The 16,977-nt window shown below is 60.3% G+C and carries 16 protein-coding genes; 10 read left to right on the top strand and 6 right to left on the bottom strand.

Annotated elements, in window-relative coordinates; translation table 11 throughout:
- Positions 1-11 precede the first annotated feature (11 nt).
- From ISN39_RS27995 to ISN39_RS27975, 5 genes are all read right to left on the bottom strand, one after another.
- A complete protein-coding gene (locus ISN39_RS27995; protein ID WP_194731299.1) occupies positions 12-1,229 on the bottom strand; it encodes a mandelate racemase/muconate lactonizing enzyme family protein in 1,218 nt (405 codons plus the stop codon).
- Positions 1,226-2,950, bottom strand: coding sequence for an ABC transporter ATP-binding protein (locus ISN39_RS27990; RefSeq protein WP_194731298.1), 1,725 nt, complete (start codon positions 2,948-2,950; stop codon positions 1,226-1,228). The genes ISN39_RS27995 and ISN39_RS27990 overlap by 4 nt, the downstream gene beginning before the upstream one ends.
- A gap of 7 nt (positions 2,951-2,957) precedes the next feature.
- Positions 2,958-4,079 carry an ABC transporter permease gene (locus ISN39_RS27985; RefSeq protein ID WP_194731297.1) on the bottom strand — a complete coding sequence of 374 codons (1,122 nt, stop codon included), beginning with the start codon at positions 4,077-4,079 and terminating at the stop codon, positions 2,958-2,960.
- A 9-nt stretch (positions 4,080-4,088) separates the two neighbouring features.
- On the bottom strand, positions 4,089-5,075 hold the full coding sequence (locus ISN39_RS27980; RefSeq protein ID WP_074071711.1) for an ABC transporter permease: 987 nt from the start codon (positions 5,073-5,075) through the stop codon (positions 4,089-4,091).
- A gap of 95 nt (positions 5,076-5,170) precedes the next feature.
- Entirely contained in the window at positions 5,171-7,108 is a 1,938-nt protein-coding gene (locus ISN39_RS27975) for an ABC transporter substrate-binding protein (protein ID WP_194731296.1), read from the bottom strand.
- A 221-nt stretch (positions 7,109-7,329) separates the two neighbouring features.
- On the opposite strand from ISN39_RS27975, the gene ISN39_RS27970 reads away from it, so the two are divergent.
- The 10 genes from ISN39_RS27970 (at position 7,330) to ISN39_RS27925 (ending at position 16,394) form a co-directional block, all read left to right on the top strand.
- Positions 7,330-7,698 carry a hypothetical protein gene (locus tag ISN39_RS27970; protein ID WP_194731295.1) on the top strand — a complete coding sequence of 123 codons (369 nt, stop codon included), beginning with the start codon at positions 7,330-7,332 and terminating at the stop codon, positions 7,696-7,698.
- Positions 7,698-8,411, top strand: coding sequence for a FadR/GntR family transcriptional regulator (locus ISN39_RS27965; protein WP_074073052.1), 714 nt, complete (start codon positions 7,698-7,700; stop codon positions 8,409-8,411). The genes ISN39_RS27970 and ISN39_RS27965 overlap by 1 nt, the downstream gene beginning before the upstream one ends.
- Before the next feature lie 21 nt (positions 8,412-8,432).
- On the top strand, positions 8,433-9,263 hold the full coding sequence (locus tag ISN39_RS27960; protein WP_194731294.1) for an NAD(P)-dependent oxidoreductase: 831 nt from the start codon (positions 8,433-8,435) through the stop codon (positions 9,261-9,263).
- Positions 9,260-10,135 carry an SMP-30/gluconolactonase/LRE family protein gene (locus tag ISN39_RS27955; RefSeq protein WP_194731293.1) on the top strand — a complete coding sequence of 292 codons (876 nt, stop codon included), beginning with the start codon at positions 9,260-9,262 and terminating at the stop codon, positions 10,133-10,135. Before ISN39_RS27960 ends, ISN39_RS27955 begins: the two co-directional genes overlap by 4 nt.
- Positions 10,136-10,151: 16 nt before the next feature.
- Entirely contained in the window at positions 10,152-11,093 is a 942-nt protein-coding gene (locus ISN39_RS27950; RefSeq protein ID WP_194731292.1) for a dihydrodipicolinate synthase family protein, read from the top strand.
- Positions 11,094-11,171: 78 nt separating this feature from the next.
- Positions 11,172-12,758, top strand: coding sequence for an ABC transporter substrate-binding protein (locus ISN39_RS27945; RefSeq protein ID WP_194731291.1), 1,587 nt, complete (start codon positions 11,172-11,174; stop codon positions 12,756-12,758).
- A 6-nt stretch (positions 12,759-12,764) separates the two neighbouring features.
- Complete coding sequence (locus tag ISN39_RS27940) at positions 12,765-13,862, top strand: ABC transporter permease (RefSeq protein WP_194731290.1); 1,098 nt, start codon at positions 12,765-12,767, stop codon at positions 13,860-13,862.
- 5 nt (positions 13,863-13,867) lie between these two features.
- The gene (locus ISN39_RS27935; protein ID WP_194731289.1) at positions 13,868-14,797 is read left to right on the top strand and encodes an ABC transporter permease; all 930 of its coding nucleotides are present in this window, start codon (positions 13,868-13,870) and stop codon (positions 14,795-14,797) included.
- On the top strand, positions 14,794-15,651 hold the full coding sequence (locus ISN39_RS27930; protein WP_074071719.1) for an ABC transporter ATP-binding protein: 858 nt from the start codon (positions 14,794-14,796) through the stop codon (positions 15,649-15,651). Before ISN39_RS27935 ends, ISN39_RS27930 begins: the two co-directional genes overlap by 4 nt.
- On the top strand, positions 15,648-16,394 hold the full coding sequence (locus tag ISN39_RS27925) for an ABC transporter ATP-binding protein (RefSeq protein ID WP_194731288.1): 747 nt from the start codon (positions 15,648-15,650) through the stop codon (positions 16,392-16,394). Before ISN39_RS27930 ends, ISN39_RS27925 begins: the two co-directional genes overlap by 4 nt.
- 103 nt (positions 16,395-16,497) lie before the next feature.
- Here the strand turns inward: ISN39_RS27925 and tnpA are convergent, their stop codons facing one another.
- A complete protein-coding gene (gene tnpA, locus ISN39_RS27920; protein ID WP_281438336.1) occupies positions 16,498-16,977 on the bottom strand; it encodes an IS200/IS605 family transposase in 480 nt (159 codons plus the stop codon).

Raw genomic sequence — 16,977 nt, 5'->3', positions numbered from 1 at the left:
TTGTTGTCCTTCTACCGATTGAAATAGGCGCGGCGCGACAGACGTGTCTGCACATAGAGATGCTCGTTGTAGGTTCCGGGATTGTACGAGCCGGCATCCTCCGGCACGGGTATCGAGACGTTGCCGCCACTTGGGAAGCGAGCCACGAACGTCTCATCGATGTCGCAGCCGAGCCCCGGCGCATCAGGAACTGCAATCAATCCGTCGACCTGCTCGGGATGAGGTACGATCGTCTGCCGGCGGCCATCCCAGTCGTCATCGATGCGCTCGAGGATGAGGGCGTTGGGGATCGCAGCAAGCACGTGCAGGGCCGCATATTCGGCGACCGGGCCAAGCGAGCCGGAATGCGGTGCCACCTGGATATGGTGCGCCTCGGCCATTGCCGCAATCTTCTTCATCTGCGTAATGCCGCCAGCCCGGCCGGTATCCGGCTGGATCACGTCGACCAGTTCTTCTTCGATAAGTTCCCGTTCGCCGAAGATGGTCGCCGAACGCTCGCCGGCCGCCAAAGGCACGTGCGCCGCATCGCGAATACGCCGATAGCCATCGGTGTTGTCAGGGGCAATCGGATCTTCGACCCAGAAGAGTTCGTAAGGCTCCAATGCCCGCACCAGCCGGCAGGCATCTGCAGGCGTCAGCCATGGCGGTCCGTGCAGATCGATCGCAATGTCGATATCGTTGCCGACCGCCTCGCGCAAAGCAGCGACCTTGCGGACCGGATCGGCCACCCCGCCACACTTGATCGCCTTGATACCGCGCTCCTTGGCTGCAAGCGCCCGCTCGGGGGTGTTTGCATGGGAGTAGATCGGGATCCGGTCGCGCACCTTGCCGCCGAGCAGCATCCAGACCGGCACGCCGAGGGCTTTTCCCTTAATGTCCCAAAGTGCCATGTCGATGCCGGTCATGGCGCCGCCGCCAACTGTTCCCAGCATGCCGTGGCCCATCATGGCGATATGCATCTTCTGCCAGAGCCGTTCGATATTGGCGGGGTCCTCGCCGATAAGGAGTGGTGCGAGATCGTGTATTGCCGTCTCGATGACCCGCGGCCAGCCCGAGCATTCACCGATGCCGGTGATGCCCTCGTCGGTATCGAGCTTCAAGAACAGCCAGTTTCTGGTGCCCGGAAGCATTTTGGACGCGTCGTCTCGCGAGCGCGTGTCCAAGGCCCGTTTCGAGGGGTCAGGTTGGCCCGCATGCATGAGAAAGGTTCTAATTCCGGTGATCTTCATCGCACAGAACTCCCGTTCTTCAAATTGCCTGGTTCGACGTAGCGGAAACGCCGCGAGTGATCGCGATCGCGCGGGTCGGGGCGCGGAATGGCGGAGATGAGGGCTTGCGTGTAGGCGTGCTCGGGCGTGTTGCAGACCTTGTCCGCATCCCCGACCTCGACAAGCCGGCCCTTGTACATCACGCCGACACGGTCGCACATGTAGCGAATGACGCCGATGTCGTGGCTGATGAAGATGTAGGCAAGGCCGAGTTCATCCTGCAGCCGCATCAAAAGGTCGAGCACCTGGGAGCGGACGGATACGTCGAGCGCCGAGGTCGCTTCGTCTGCAACGATGACGCGCGGGTTGAGCGTAATGGCCCGGGCAATTCCGATGCGCTGACGCTGGCCCCCCGAAAAGGCATGCGGATAGCGTTCGCGGCTCGCAGGATCGAGACCTACCTGTTCCATCAGGTGGCAGACGCGCTCGTCGAGCGCCCGCCCGCTCGCGACGCCGTTGACAAGCAGCGGCTCGCCGATGATTTGAGAGACAGTCATGCGGGGATTGAGAGAGCCGAAAGGATCCTGGAACACCATGCGCAGTTCGCGTCGGGCCATGGCAAGCATCTGTCCTTTCGCCGTCGCCAGATCGATCATGCCACCATCGGCACGGCGATAGACGATCTCGCCCGCCGTCGGATCAATGAGGCGCATGATCGAGCGGCCCATCGTTGTCTTTCCTGAGCCGCTTTCGCCGACAATGCCGAGCGTCTCGCGTGGCAGGAGCGAAATGGAAATGTCGTCGAGCGCTTTGACCTCGCCGAAATCCACTGAGACGTTGCGGAGTTCGAGGATGGGCGCTGCCGTCTTGTCGAGCGGCGTCCTCGCCAGCCTGATTTCGGCCTTGGCCTCCAGCTTCAGAACGGAGCCGATCAGCATTCGGGTGTAGCTGTCTTTCGGCGCATGAAAGATCTGCTCGACCGGCGCATATTCCTTCGCAACGCCGTTGTGCATGACAAGCACGTCGTCGGCGATTTGCGCCACGACGCCCATGTCGTGCGTTATGAAGAGCACCGCCATGCCATAGGCCTTCTGCAGCCGGGCAATCAGGTCAAGGATTTCGGCTTGCGTGGTCACGTCCAGAGCCGTGGTCGGCTCGTCGGCGATGAGCAGTTGAGGCTTGCATGCGAGTGCCATTGCGATCATGGCGCGCTGGCGCATGCCACCCGAATATTGGAAGGTATAGCGATCGACCGCTTTTTCCGGGGAGGGAATTTCCACCTGCTGCAGGAGGGATATCGCTTCGGCGCGTGCTTGCGCCTTGCTCATTCTGGTGTGAAGACGGAGGGCTTCGATGATCTGGTCGCCCACCGTGTGCACCGGCGACAGTGACGACATAGGTTCCTGGAAGATCATCGCGATATCGCGACCACGTATGGCGCGGATTTGGCGCCCGCGCGGGCTGAGACTGACGAGATCAACGGGACGGCCGTCTTTGCCGTTCAGCACGATAGAGCCTGCGGCGATGCGGCCGGGCGCGTCTACAATCTGCAGAATGGAACGCGCCGTCACCGACTTGCCGGAACCGCTCTCGCCGACGACGCAGAGGGTTTTTCCCGGATCGATCGAAAAGGAAAGATCGTCAACTGCGCGAAAGACGCCGTTGCGCAAGGCAAAGTCGACGGTCAGGTTGTTCACCTGCAGGAGCGGTCTGCCGCCGGTGATGGGAACCATGTCAGTCATGCCGGCCTCATTTGTTATAGGGGTCGGCCGCATCACGCAGGCCGTCGCCGAGAAGGTTGAGCGCCATGACGGCGACGACGACGGCCGCCCCCGGCATGAAGAGCCACGGCGCCGTAGCGATTGAACGTATGTTTTGAGCCTCGCGCAAAAGGACACCCCAGGAAATGGTCGGCGGCTGCAGGCCAAGGCCCAGGAAGGAGAGGGAGGTTTCCGCAAGGATCATCGCCGGCACGGCAAGCGTGATCGACGCTATGATGTGGCTTGCGAAACTCGGCAGCATGTGACGAAAGATGATGCGCCTTTCGCGAACACCATCGAGTCTTGCGGCGGCTACAAATTCCTCGGTGCGCAAGGACAAAAAGCGACCACGCACGACACGGGCAAGCTGCGCCCAGCCGGTCAGCGACAGAATGATGGTAATCATCATGTACTGAAGCGTTGCTGGCCAGCCCTGCGGCAGGGCCGCCGCCATCGCAAGCCAGATCGGGATCGTCGGCAGGGACAGGACGAAATCGATCAGCCGCTGCGTGAAGAAATCGATGCGGCCGCCGTAATATCCGGAAATGCCGCCGAGGACGATGCCGAGCATCAGCGAGAAGAAGACGCCGACAAGGCCGATCGACAGCGAGATCTGAGACCCTTGAACCGTCCGGCTGAAGACGTCGCGCCCGAGCCTGTCCGCTCCGAACAGAAGAAGGGGCGAGGTCTTCTCGGATGAAGCGAGCAGATGGATGTTGGTGCTGAAAAGGCCGAGCACGGAATATTCATAGCCGCGCCCGAACAGCCGGACGTCGACACGCTTCGTCCTATCCTCCTTATAGATCGCGGCAAGCGTTTGCGGATCGCGGGTAAGCTTCAGCGGATAGTAGTGAAGGCCAATGGAAATCCCATCGCCGGTATCGATGAGGTGCAGTCTCTGCGGTGGATGGAAGGTCGCCCGAGCGTTCTGCAGGTTCGGATCGTTGATGGCGAAGAAGCCCGGAATGACGGCAACGATGTACATCAAGAGGGTGACGACGAGGGCTACCATGGCAAGCCGGTGCCGACGAAAAGCCCACCAGATGAGCTGCCATTGCGAGGCGACAGCGGCGCGATCCGGCGCAAGATTTGTGACTGCAATGTCGGCCATGAGGTCTCCCTATTCCAAGCGGATGCGGGGATCGACTAGCGCAAGCAGGATGTCGCTGATCAATGAGCCGATCAGCGTGAGCGCGCAGATCAGCAGCACGAAGGCGCCAGCCAGGTACATGTCCTGTGCCATCAGCGCCTGCAGCAACAAGGGCGCTGCCGTCGGCAGATTGAGGACGATGGCCACGACGACGGAGCCGGAAATCAGGTTTGGAAGGAGCCAGGCAATCGTCGAGATGAACGGGTTGAGCGCGATTCTTAAGGGGTATTTCACGAGCAGTCTGAACTCGGAAAGACCTTTTGCCCGTGCCGTGGTGACATAAGGCTTCGGCAGTTCATCGAGCATGTTCGCGCGCATCACGCGGATCAGGCTCGCGGTAGAAGACACGGCCAGAATTATGACGGGAAGCCATATATGCGAAAGAAGGTCGAGGACCTTGGCGATGCTCCAGGGCGCAGTCTCGAACTCGGATGAAAAGAGGCCTCCGACATCCTGGCCGAACTCGACAGCCGCGATATACATGAGCACCAGCGCCAGCAGGAACGACGGAATAGCCAGTCCGAGGAAGGTGAAGGCGGTGAAGAAATAGTCGCCGATCGAATATTTGCGCACGGCAGAAAAGACGCCGATCGGCAATGCGATCCCCCAGGTGGCGATGAGTGTTGAAAGAGCGAGCACCAGCGTCAGCGCCATGCGCTCCCAAATGAGGCCAGAGACCGGTTGCTGCCATTCAAAGGAGATGCCGAAGTCGCCGCGGGAAAGGATGCCCCATATCCATTTAAAATACTGCACGAGCATCGGGTCATCGAGGCCGAAGCGCTCACGCAGTTGCGCCGCAGTATTCTGATCGATGACTTCGTTCGATGCCGCAAGCGTCGCTATATATGTCGTGACGTAATCTCCCGGCGGCAGCTGGATAAGCGCAAAGGCAAGGAAGCTGACGGCGAAAAGGGATGGGACCATCCATAGAAGGCGTTTAGCGATGAAGACCAGCATGAGACGTCTCTTGCATTAAACACCGCTCCCGAGCTGCGGGCAGCGCGCTTGAAAGGAGAGCCGCCCCGCAAAGGGACGGCGCTGGAGCGGCAAAATCAGCTCGTGAAGCTAAATTGCTGGGGCAGTGCAGGGCCTGGATTTGGCCAGGACCAGCTGTCGGGCTGCTTTTCTGGAACGTTGTGCAGGTTGTTGCGGATGATGCCAAAACCGCCGACGGCAAGGCAGAGACCCACTGTCTCGAATTCGTCAGCCGCAATGTCGAAGATCTGCGTCATGATTGCGCCGCGCTTGGAGAGATCGGCGGTGGAACGGGCGTCGTCGAAAAGCTTCATGCGTTTCTTCTGACTTTCCGGCGGTTCTTCGCCGCGTGCGCCGTTCGACGTATACCAGAGCGACCACGGAATGGCGTAGCGCGAACCTTGCGGGTGGAAGGCGAAGAAGTCGCGCGGGTCAAGCATCGGATCAAGACCGCCGGGACCCGGCCAGACTGCTGCATCATGCGCGTTGTCGTCGCCGCGTGTGTAGTAGAGGGCGCGCTCGATCGTGTTGACCTTCATCTCGATGCCGATCTGCGCCCAATGCGCCTTGACCAGCTCCAGGGCGTCAACGAGATCAGGATAGAGCGTGGGAATGACGTCGACTGCGAAAAACACCTTTTGGCCGTCGGGCCGGAGGCGCAACCCGCTCCCATCCATCTTGTAACCGGCCTGATCCAGCATCGCGCCGGCCTTATCAGGATCATATTCGCTAAACTGCCGCGCGAGCTTTTCATGGTACCAAGGGTGTTCCGGGCGGGGGCCGGCCTGATAGGCTTCGCTCTGGCCGAAATAGACGATGTCGATCAATTCCTGCCGGTTGATTGCAAGCGAAAGCGCCTGCCTGAACGCCTTGTCGGCAAACATCTTGCGCAGGGCAGGATCCTTGTGAGTCATATTGAAATAGATCTGGCACTGCTGGGAGGCGGAAGGCACCAGCGACAGCAGCCGATAGCCGCCTTTTTCCATGTTCTGGGAGAGTGTCGGCTTGTTTGAAAGAACGCTGATATGGCGCTCCTGGATGTCGATCTTTCCCGAGATGACATTCAGCATCAGCGACTCCACGTCCTGCGAGATGCTGAAATTGATCTCGTCGATATAGGGAAGCTGGTTGCCCTGGGTGTCGACCTGCCAGAAATAGGGGTTCCGGGTCATGACGACGCGCGTCGCGCCACCGCTGTAAGGCTCCTTCACAATCCATGGATCGAGCGTCGGCTTGTCGGGGTTGCCCCACCGCGACGGGATTTCGATATCGCCGCAACGTGCGCGGAAGAGATCGGTCCAGCTTCCCACGCCTGCCTTTTTCACCTCTTCGGCGATATTGGGATTGTACTTCGGCAGGAATTGGCTGCAGTAGTGCTTCGCAAAGAGTGTCGGATGCTGGCCAAGCGGTGTCGCGAGGTTTTCCAGATAGAGCGCGTTTGCCGCTGCAAAGGTGAACTTCACCGTAAAATCATCGATCTTCTCGACCTTGACGGCCTTGCCGGCAACAGACAGCTGCGCAGGTGTCGAGCTGTAGAGCTCGCTGTTCTTGACGCAATCCTCAATGGCGAAGACGATGTCGTCGGCAGTAAAAGGATGACCGTCGGACCAGCGCACCCCTTCGATCAGGTGGAAGGTGAATTGCGAGGCGTCGTCGTTGATCTCCCAACGTTCAGCGAGGTTGGGCATAACTTGCGTAAATTCTAGGTTCCAGCGCACGAGGCTTTGGTTGCCGACCATGCGCAGGATGCCGTTATGGTCGGACGAGCCCCTGAGACCGCGGCGGAGCGTTCCGCCATAGGTGCCGGCCTTTTCGAAAGGTGTCACGACCATCGGCTTCTTTGGTAACCGTTCGGCAAGCGGCGGCAGCTTTCCGTCCCTGGCAAGCTGCGCCCATGCGGGCGCCTCGCCGCCTGCCGCAACGACGCGTCCAGCAATGGACAGAGCTGCCACACCGGCCATGCCCCCGAGCACGGCGCGCCTGGTCACGCCGCGAGACAATATTTCATCGCGCATCGAAGTTCCTCCCCTTTTTGTGCCGGAACGACGCTGGTGTGAACCGGCGCGACGAGCTCCCAACTCGGCGCAAGACGCCCTTCTCAGCGGCCATGAGCCGACCATAGACAGGTTCTCAAATAATTACAAGAGTTGACAGATAATGACAGATTTAGTAGCCCTTCAACATGGAAAGTGGTTGTAGTCACCGCAAAAGACCGTCGCGGGGGGAGTGCGAAGACGTGGATCTGCCGGGTGCTGCGCGCGAAAAACTGAAGCCTGTGCCGGCAGCGGCGCTGACGGTAGTGCTGTCGAAGCGCGGCTTGCGAAACGTCGTCATTCGCGGCGTTGAAAAGATCAATGCGCAGGCGCCGCGCCCGGTCGGTCGTGCTGTGGCCGTCCGCCCGGGTGATGCCATGCTCGGCGACAACGATGTGGTTGCCATTCTCGCGGCAATGTCGCAGGAGGTCGCGAACGTGGCCCTCGTGCAAACGGCCCTCGAAGATTACGAAGAGCGGATGCGGGCCGGGCAGAGCATATCCGGACCTTACGCTCCCGGTGATGGGGCCTCTGCGGAATTTGCTGCCTGGCGGCAGAAAGAAGGACGATGATGAAACTGTCGCCCGTTGCCGATCCCAACAGGGGCGCAACACGTTTCAGCGACATCATCTACGAGAAGATCGTGGGGATGATCGCGGACGGAAACTTTCCGGTGAATGAACGGCTGCCGCCGGAATCGAAGCTTGCCGTCATGTTTGGCGCATCGAGGCCGGTCGTGCGTGAAGCGCTCGAGCGTTTAAGGGTCGACGGACTGGTCGTCTCGCGCAAGGGGTCGGGCTCCTATGTGCGGCAGCGGCCGGACTCGTCCATGCTGAAAATGGTCCCGGTCGGCTCGCTTGCCGACGTGCAGCGTTTCTTCGAGTTCCGCGCCGGCCTGGAGGCCGAGGCTGCCGAACTTGCCGCACGCAACTGGCAACCAGCCGACAAGGAGCGGATAACGGCTGCCCTTTCTGCGATTGAACAATGTCTGAGGGACGGCAAGCTCGGCGCCGAGGAGGATCAGGCGCTTCACGATGCGATTGCCATGGCGACTGGGAACCAGTTCCACATCACGGTACGCGAATGGTTCAGGCCGCATTTCGCAATCGGACATTCCGTGACGCGAAGCTTGAGCCTCAAACGGACGCCCGAACAGATACGCAGCGTCCAGGATGAACACGCGGTCATCGTGGCGGCGATCTTTGCGCGAAACGAAGCCGAGGCCCACGACGCTATGAAGAGACACATATTGAATGCGCGCGCCCGCATGTTCCAGGGCGTTTGAGCGACAATGGGAGGAAGGGAGATGAAACGGCTGGCCCTCACAGGCGCTGCCGGGCGCGTAGGCACATTGCTGAGGCCGCTTCTTCGGCCGCATGCCGAGCACCTGCGTCTGATCGACATCGACGAGCCTGCAGCGTTGGGCAAGAACGAAAGCTTCGTGAGAGCCGATCTTGCAAAGCGCGATGAGGCAAATGCTGCCCTGCAAGAGGTTGACGGCGTAGTTCATCTGGCCGGAATAGCAAGCGGCGTCGACACGCGCGCTATTTTGGATGCGAATGTCCTCGGCACTTACAATCTCTATGAAGCGGCGCGGATCAACAAGGTTGAACGGGTGGTTTACGCCTCAAGCAACCATGTGACCGGTTTTTATCCGCGCGGCCAGCTCGTCTCGCCGCTGGATCCGATGCGTCCGGACAGCCCCTACGGGGTTTCCAAGTGCTGGGGCGAACTGGTGGCAGGGTTATATTACGACACCTGCGGCATTCGCACTCTTTCCATCCGCATCGGCAACGCGGGCACCTATCCGGCCAGCGAGCGGTCCGTGGCAATCTGGATCAGTGCACGTGACCTGGCGCAACTGGTCGGAATCGGCCTTACCCACCCCCTCATCGCCGCAACCGTCGTCTATGGCGTTTCCGACGCCGAGGAGAGTTGGTGGAACAACGAGTTGGCAACCAGACTTGGCTACCAGCCGCAAGACCGGCCTCGTGATCATGCTCGCATCGAAGAGCCGTCCGAAGGGCCGGTCGCCCTCGCGTTCCAGGGCGGAGCGTTCTGCGAGACCAATCACGACGGCAACATCCGCATGCGCAATGCCGAGGGTTTGGCCAAGAGCCCGGAGACGGTTCCATGACGGCGCCGCGGATCGTCCGTCCGCAAGTCCGTCCGGTGCTGCAGCAGCCGCTGGGAGTGGGCGAATCGCCGGTTTGGGACGAAAAGAGCGGTACGCTCTGGCTTGTCGACATACAAGCGCCAGCCGTCATCCGGATCTCGCCGCAAGGAAAGGCCGATCGCTTTGACATGCCGTCCGCGATCGGCAGCCTTGGGCTTTGCCGCGACCGGCCTTTAGTGGTCGCACTACGAACGGGCCTGCATCTTTTCGATCCCGTTTCCGGAGACTTCGAGCTTTTGTGCGATCCGGTGGGGCGCGTCAACTGTCGTCTCAACGATGGGAAGGTCGGCCCCGACGGCCATTTCTGGGTGGGATCCATGAGCGAGGCCAAGCCGCAGACCAATGACGCTGCGCTCTACCGCCTGGGGCCGGACGGCAGCGCACGGACCGTCGCGACAGGGCTGACCAGCTCCAACGGGCTTGCGTGGTCACCAGACGGCCGGCGCATGTATCACTCCGACAGCCGCCAATGTTTCCTGCAGGCTTTTGATTTCGATCCGGAAAAAGGCGAGCTCGCAAACGCCAGCCGGCTTCGTGTCTTTTCGGAGGAGGAAGGCCGGCCCGATGGCGGCGCAACCGACCGGGACGGCTACTATTGGAGTGCGGGCGTTTCCGCGGGCCGGCTTAACCGGATTTCTCCCGCCGGTGAAATCCTCGAGATCTACATTCTGCCGATCGCCGCGCCGACGATGCCCTGTTTTGGCGGTTCTGACATGCGGACGCTCTTCGTCACGAGCCTGTCGACCAACCGCAGCGGACATTTCGAAGCGGGCACGGTCGTTGCTTTCGACGTGGACGCCGAGGGCTTGCCGCCCTTCCGCTTCGGTAATTGATGGAAAGGGGAAGAAGATGGGCATTGCAACCATGCGTCAGGCGCTGATGGGCGTGTCGGGTGTACCGGTCACGGCCTATGACGAAAATGGCGAAGTCGAACCGCAAATCACCGCAATGGTCTACCGGAGGGTGGCAGCCGCTGGCATCCACAATATTGTTGCTGCGGGAAACACCGGCGAATTCTATGCTCTGACGCCGCAAGAGATCCGCCGCGTCCATGAAGCGGCGGTTTCCGGCGTTGAGAACACGGCGCCGGTCACTGCGGCGATCGGCAGGTCGCTGCGCGAAGCAATCGGGATGGCGAAGGATGCCGCCAAGATCGGCGCATCTGCGGTGATGTCGCACCAGCCCGTCGATCCCTTTGCTGCACCGTCGGCTCAGATCGACTATTTCTGCAATCTTGCGGACGCTTCGCCTTTGCCGCTGGTTGCCTATGTGCGGGCGGATGGCTTCAATGTCGATGACATGGTCCGTCTTGCCGGTCACGGCAACATTTCCGGCATTAAGTTCGCGACGCCGGATCTGATGCTGCTTTCGAGGGCCATTGCGGCGTCGGATCCGGCGGGGGCGCTGTTCGTCTGCGGTCTTGCGGAGAGCTGGGCGCTGTCGTTCACTGCCGCTGGCGCACGTGGCTTCACATCCGGCCTTGTCAATGTTGCCCCGCAATTGTCGCTCGCCGTCCACGATGCGCTCTCCAAGGGCGATTTCGCTGCCGCACGCGCCATCATCAACCGCCTCGAACCGTTCGAACGCATGCGCACGAAATTCCGCAATGGTGCGAATGTGACGGTCGTGAAGGAGGCTGTGACGCATTCCGGCCTCGACGTCGGACCCGTGCGCGTGCCGGGTCTGCCACTCCTCGATCAAACGGATCGCGAAGAATTGTTTCGCTTGCTCCAAGGTTGGGAGGCTGCAGGCGACATCCACGGGCTTGGAGATCTGCGGCCTTCCCGCTAAGGCGGCGGGCTGAGTTCGACACTAATTCAGGCAGGCAAGAGGCGCTGAACCACTGCGCCACCAGAGGGAGGTCTTGAGATGCTGAAGAACTTACTGACGACGATTGCACTGGCCGGTGCTTTGGTCACGGCACAGCCGTCTTTTGCGGCGTCACCGCCGAACATGCTGGTGATCGGTACCAATCTCACCGGTATTCGTACGCTCGATCCGGCGCAGAACAATGCCCGCACGGTCTCCGAGCTGATCTCCAACCTTTATGACAACCTCGTCCAGTTGTCGCCGGATGATCTTAAGACGCTGAAGCCGATGCTTGCGACAAAATGGACTGTCTCGGAAGACGGCAGGCTCATTACGCTAACCTTGCGTGACGACGCGGTCTTCCAAAGCGGCAATGCGGTCACGGCCGAAGACGCCGCATGGTCCATCCAGCGCGTCATCAAGATGGGGCAAGTCGGCTCCACCGATGTCGCGCTTTGGGGTTTCACGCCCGAAAACGTGGACAAGCTCGTCCGGGCCAAAGACGGGCACACGCTGGAGATCGAACTGCCACACGCCGTCAATACCGATCTTGTGCTTTATTCTCTCGCTGGCTCTTCGATCGGCATCATCGACAAGAAGACGGCATTGTCGCATGAGGCGAACGGCGATCTCGCCGGCGCGTGGCTGTCGGCCAACTCGGCAGGAAGTGGACCGTTCACCCTCGCGCAATGGCGGCCAAACGACGTGGCGATCTTTAACGCGCAGAAGAGCTATTGGGCTGGCCCGCCGGCCATGGCACGGGTCGTCGCACGCCACATTCCGGAATCCGGCAATCTCCGGCTCCAGCTCGAAGCCGGCGACGTCGATGTGGGGCAATACCTCGCAAGCGGCGACCTTGATGCCTTGGCCAATAACAAAGAGATGGTGATCGATAGCGTTCCGGGCCTCGGCTTCTACTATATCGCTCTCAATCAAAAGGATCCGGACCTGCAGAAGCCCAAGGTCCGCGAAGCGTTTCAGCATGCTTTCGACTGGAAGGCGATTTCCGGCAATATAATGCGTTATACCGGCTTTCCATGGCAGTCGATGATCCCTCGCGGCATGATTGGAGCACCAGAGGACGCGACGTCCCGCCACGATTATGATCCCGCCAGGGCCAAGCAATTGCTGGCCGAGGCCGGATACCCGAATGGCTTGAAGAAAGTGCTCAATCCGTCGGGAGCGGCGACCTTGCCCTTCGCCGAAGCGCTGCAGGCGAGCGCCCGTGCCGCCGGTCTTGATCTTAATCTCGTGCCGGGCGAATTTACGCCCGCATTTCGCGAACGGAAATATGAAATCCTGCTCGGCAATTCGGGTGCCCGGCTGCCGGATCCTTTCGCGGTTGCCACGCAGTACGCCTATAATCCCGACAACAGCGACGAGGCGCGTCTCGGCAGCTATTATCTCTGGCGAGCCGGGATGAAGGTGGACGAGCTCAATACTCTCGTCGATCAGTCGATGAAAGAACCTGATACGGGCAAGCGCACGGAAATCTTCCAGAAGATGGACGGCATCTACAGCGGCATGGACGCCCCGCTCGTCATCTTCTTCCAGCGCACGGACCCCTATGTCATGCGTGCCAATGTCAAAGGCTATCATGGGCATACAACCTGGTCGACGCGCTGGCATGGCGTGACGAAGGAGTAAGGGGCCGTGGCGAGCGCCGATCTGACATCGAAACCGGATGCGGACCGCAATCTGGATGAGGACGGCTTGGCACATGCGCCGTCCCATCCGCTTGTGATGCTCCTGCGACGTTTGGCAGGGCGCGTCGTGGCGGTGGTGACCACACTGCTTGGCCTGCTCTTCCTCACCTTTTCGATGGGACGTCTGCTTCCTGCCGACCCGGTGCTTGCCATCACCGGAGCGGAGGTCAGCAAGGAGGTCTATGATCGCGTCTACAACGAGCTGGGACTGGGACGCCCGATCTGGGTGCAATTCCTAAACTACGTGCAGAAGGTTGCAACGGGCGACCTCGGCACATCGGCAACGACCGGTCAGCCGATCCTCACCGATCTGCTGACCATCTTCCCCGCAACCATTGAGCTTGCCGTCATCGCCATGATTGTCGGCGCTCTTGTCGGCGTTCCGCTCGGTATCACCGCTGCTGTCAGGCGCGGCACGATCATTGATCACGTCGCACGCATCATCGCGCTTGCCGGCCACTCCATTCCGATCTTTTGGACCGGGCTGATGGCGCTTTTCATCTTCTATGCGAAGTTGAAGCTCGTCGGCGCATCTGGCCGGGTTGATGTATTTTACGAGGGGCTCGTCACGCCGGTGACCGGCTTTCTCCTGATCGATTCGGCAATCGAGAGACAGTGGGACGTATTTCGAAGCGCGCTCGGACACATCATCCTGCCGGGAACGATCCTTGGCTACTATTCCGTGGCCTATATCAGCCGCATGTCACGCAGCTTCATGCTGGAGCAGCTCAGCCAGGAATACATTATAACGGCGAGAGCGAAGGGGCTTGGACTGCGGAAGGTCGTCTGGCGTCATGCCTTCAAAAATATTCGCGTGCAACTTCTGACCATTATGGCGCTCACCTTCGGGGGCCTCCTTGAAGGGGCAGTGCTCATCGAGACCGTTTTCGGCTGGCCGGGACTCGGCCAGTATCTCACCCGCGGACTTCAGATGAACGACATGAACGTCGTGATGGGCGCTGTGCTGACAATCGGCGCCGTCTTCCTAACCATCAACATCCTTTCGGATGTCCTTTATCGCATTCTTGATCCGAGAACACGGTGACGCCGATGACACTGTCCGCCGAACATGCAGATCACGCAAGCAGCCTTCGCAGATGGCTACTTGCGCCCGAGCCACAGGGCTGGTTTCAGTCCTCAGCGCAGCAATTCCATCAGGGCTGGCTGAAGTTCCGCCTTCATCCCCTCGGTCTGGCGGGGCTCGGAATCATCGGCCTGCTCATCCTGGTCGCGCTCGCTGCGCCATTGCTGACGCGTTACGATCCGATCGTCCAGGATATGGCAGGGCGGCTCGCACCGCCTTCGGCAGAACATTGGCTCGGCACCGACAATTTTGGCCGCGATGTCCTTTCAAGGGTGATCTACGGTGCGCGCACGACGCTTTACATCATCATGCTGGTTTCCGTCATCGTCGCTCCGCTGGGTCTTTTGATCGGCACCTGTTCGGGTTATTTCGGTGGTATCGTCGATGAAGTCCTGATGCGCATCACCGACATCTTCCTTTCCTTTCCAGGCCTGGTGCTTGCGTTGGGATTTGCGGCGGCACTCGGTCCCGGCATCACCAACGCGATCATCGCAATTTCGTTGACGGCATGGCCACCAATCGCCCGGCTTGCGCGCGCCGAGACGCTCAGTCTGCGCAAGGCCGATTTCATCGCCGCCGTGCGTCTGCAAGGGGCGACGCCAATGGCGATCATCACCCGCCACATCCTGCCGATGTGCATTCCCTCGGTGATCGTTCGCGTGACCCTGAATATGGCCGGCATCATCATCACGGCGGCAGGCCTCGGGTTTCTCGGTCTTGGCGCGCAGCCGCCTTGGCCGGAATGGGGAGCAATGGCCGCGACCGGACGTGAATTCATGCTCGACAGTCCATGGGTCATTGCAGCGCCCGGCATTGCCATCGCGCTGGTCAGCCTTGCGTTCAATCTTGTCGGCGATGCCCTTCGCGACGTTCTTGACCCGAGAGGTTCGGAATGACGTCTTCCCTCATCGATATCCGCAATCTCGAGATTGCCTTCGGCGGCGGAACCGTGCGCGCCGTGCGCGGCGTCAGCTTCTCGCTCGGACACGAAAAGCTGGGCATCGTCGGCGAATCCGGGTCGGGCAAGTCGACCGTCGGGCGCGCCGTCATGAAGTTGCTGCCGCCGACGGCAATCGTCCGCGCCGAGCGGATGACGTTTCGCGACGTGGATCTGCTCAAGGCCGACGAGCGTATGATGATGACAATAAGGGGACGGCGCATTGGACTGATCCTGCAGGATCCGAAATATTCGCTGAACCCTGTCATGCGGATCAGCGAGCAGATCGCCGAAACCTTTCGCTTTCACTATCCGAAGTCGACTGCAAAACAGGCTGACCGGAAAATGATCGAGATGCTTGAAGCGGTCCAGATCCGTGATGCCGAAAGGGTGGCCCGGCTCTATCCTCACGAAATTTCAGGCGGCATGGGTCAGAGGGTCATGATCGCGATGATGCTGATTGTAGAACCCGAGGTTCTGATTGCCGACGAGCCGACGTCTGCCCTCGATGTGACGGTGCGGCTCGAAATCCTGGCACTGCTTGATGAACTCGTCGCCCGCCGCAACCTCGGGCTGATCTTCATCAGTCACGACCTGAACCTCGTCCGGAACTTCTGCGACCGCGTGCTCATCATGTATGCCGGGCGGGTCGTCGAGGTTCTCAAGGCTTCTGATCTTGAGAATGCAAGGCATCCCTATACGCAAGGCCTGCTGGCATCCTTGCCGTCGATCGAAAATCCGCCCGCCCGACTGCCGGTATTGAAGCGTGATCCGGCCTGGTTCGATGACATCACTTTGGAGACGCCGCATTGATCGAAATTGACAATCTCACGATTCGTTTCGGTTCCGGTCAGAAGCCGGTCGTCAGGAACGTCAGCCTTCGCATCAAGAGGGGCACGGCATTCGGTCTGGTTGGTGAATCCGGCTGCGGAAAGTCCACGGTCCTGCGGGCAATATCCGGTCTCAACCCGAATTACGAAGGCGGGATCAAGCTGGATGGAGACACGTTGGATCGGCAGCGCGACCGGCAGTTCTTCCGCCGCGTGCAGATGGTTTTTCAGGACCCTTACGGTTCACTTCATCCCCGCAAGACAATCCGCTCGCAGCTTAAGGAGCCGCTCCGCAACCAGGGCCTTGCCACCAACTCGGTGGACGTAAATGCCCTGCTGCTGGCGGTTGGCCTTGATCCGTCGCTCACCTACCGCTTCCCGCACCAACTCTCCGGAGGGCAGCGTCAGCGCGTGGCCATCGCCCGAGCCCTCGTGCTTAATCCGGCCGTGCTGTTGCTCGACGAGCCGACGTCGGCGCTCGACGTATCGGTTCAAGCGGAAATTCTCAATCTGCTGGAAGATCTGCGCAAGGAGCGCGGTCTGACCTATCTGCTCGTCAGCCACGATCTGGCCGTCGTGTCCCACATGTGCGGTCGCGTCGCCATCATGGAGGCAGGCGAGATCGTCGAAGAGGTGGATATCGAACGGCTGCGAAAAGGAGCCGTCGAACATGGCTATTCTCGGCACCTGCTGGATGCGAGCAGAAACTACGGAAGGACGCATTGACTGAGTAGCGAAAAAACAGATCGCTCCGGATTACCTTCTCAGCCATCCGGTCAATGACGCGTACCGACCGCCATTTCCAAGCATTCATTGAAACTTTTGAACGTCATCGTGAACCTCGCGGGATACCCCGGCGTTCAGGCCGGGGAGGAACGCGAGAGCGGCCTTGGGCCGCTTCCCGCTGGGATTTGACATATTCGGCGATCACCGAGAGCGGTGCGCCGCCACAGCTTGCCGCAAAGGAGGACGGCGACCACAAAACGCCCTTGTGGTAGCGCCCGGTGATTTCCCGGCGGCTCTCGCGCAGACGTCGGCTGGATACGCCGTTTAGGCTGTTGACCAGCTTCGACAGGGCGATCTTCGGAGGGTCATGCACCCGCAGGGGAACATGATCGTCCTCGCCGTCGCATTCGATCAATTCGGCCTCGACGTCGCGACACAGCTTGGCGAAGATGCGCCGCCGGTGGCGGATTGCCGGTTCTGACAGAACGTCACGGCGGTATTTCGTGACAAAGACCCAATGACCATGGAGCATGTAGACGACATGCCTGCCGGTGCGATCCCCGGTTGCGCTCCTTGGAGCAAT

Source organism: Rhizobium sp. 007 (assembly GCF_015353075.1).
Taxonomy (GTDB): Bacteria; Pseudomonadota; Alphaproteobacteria; order Rhizobiales; family Rhizobiaceae; genus Rhizobium.
The sequence above is the reverse complement of the archived record's forward strand: the minus strand, read 5'-3'. Positions and strand labels throughout refer to the sequence as shown.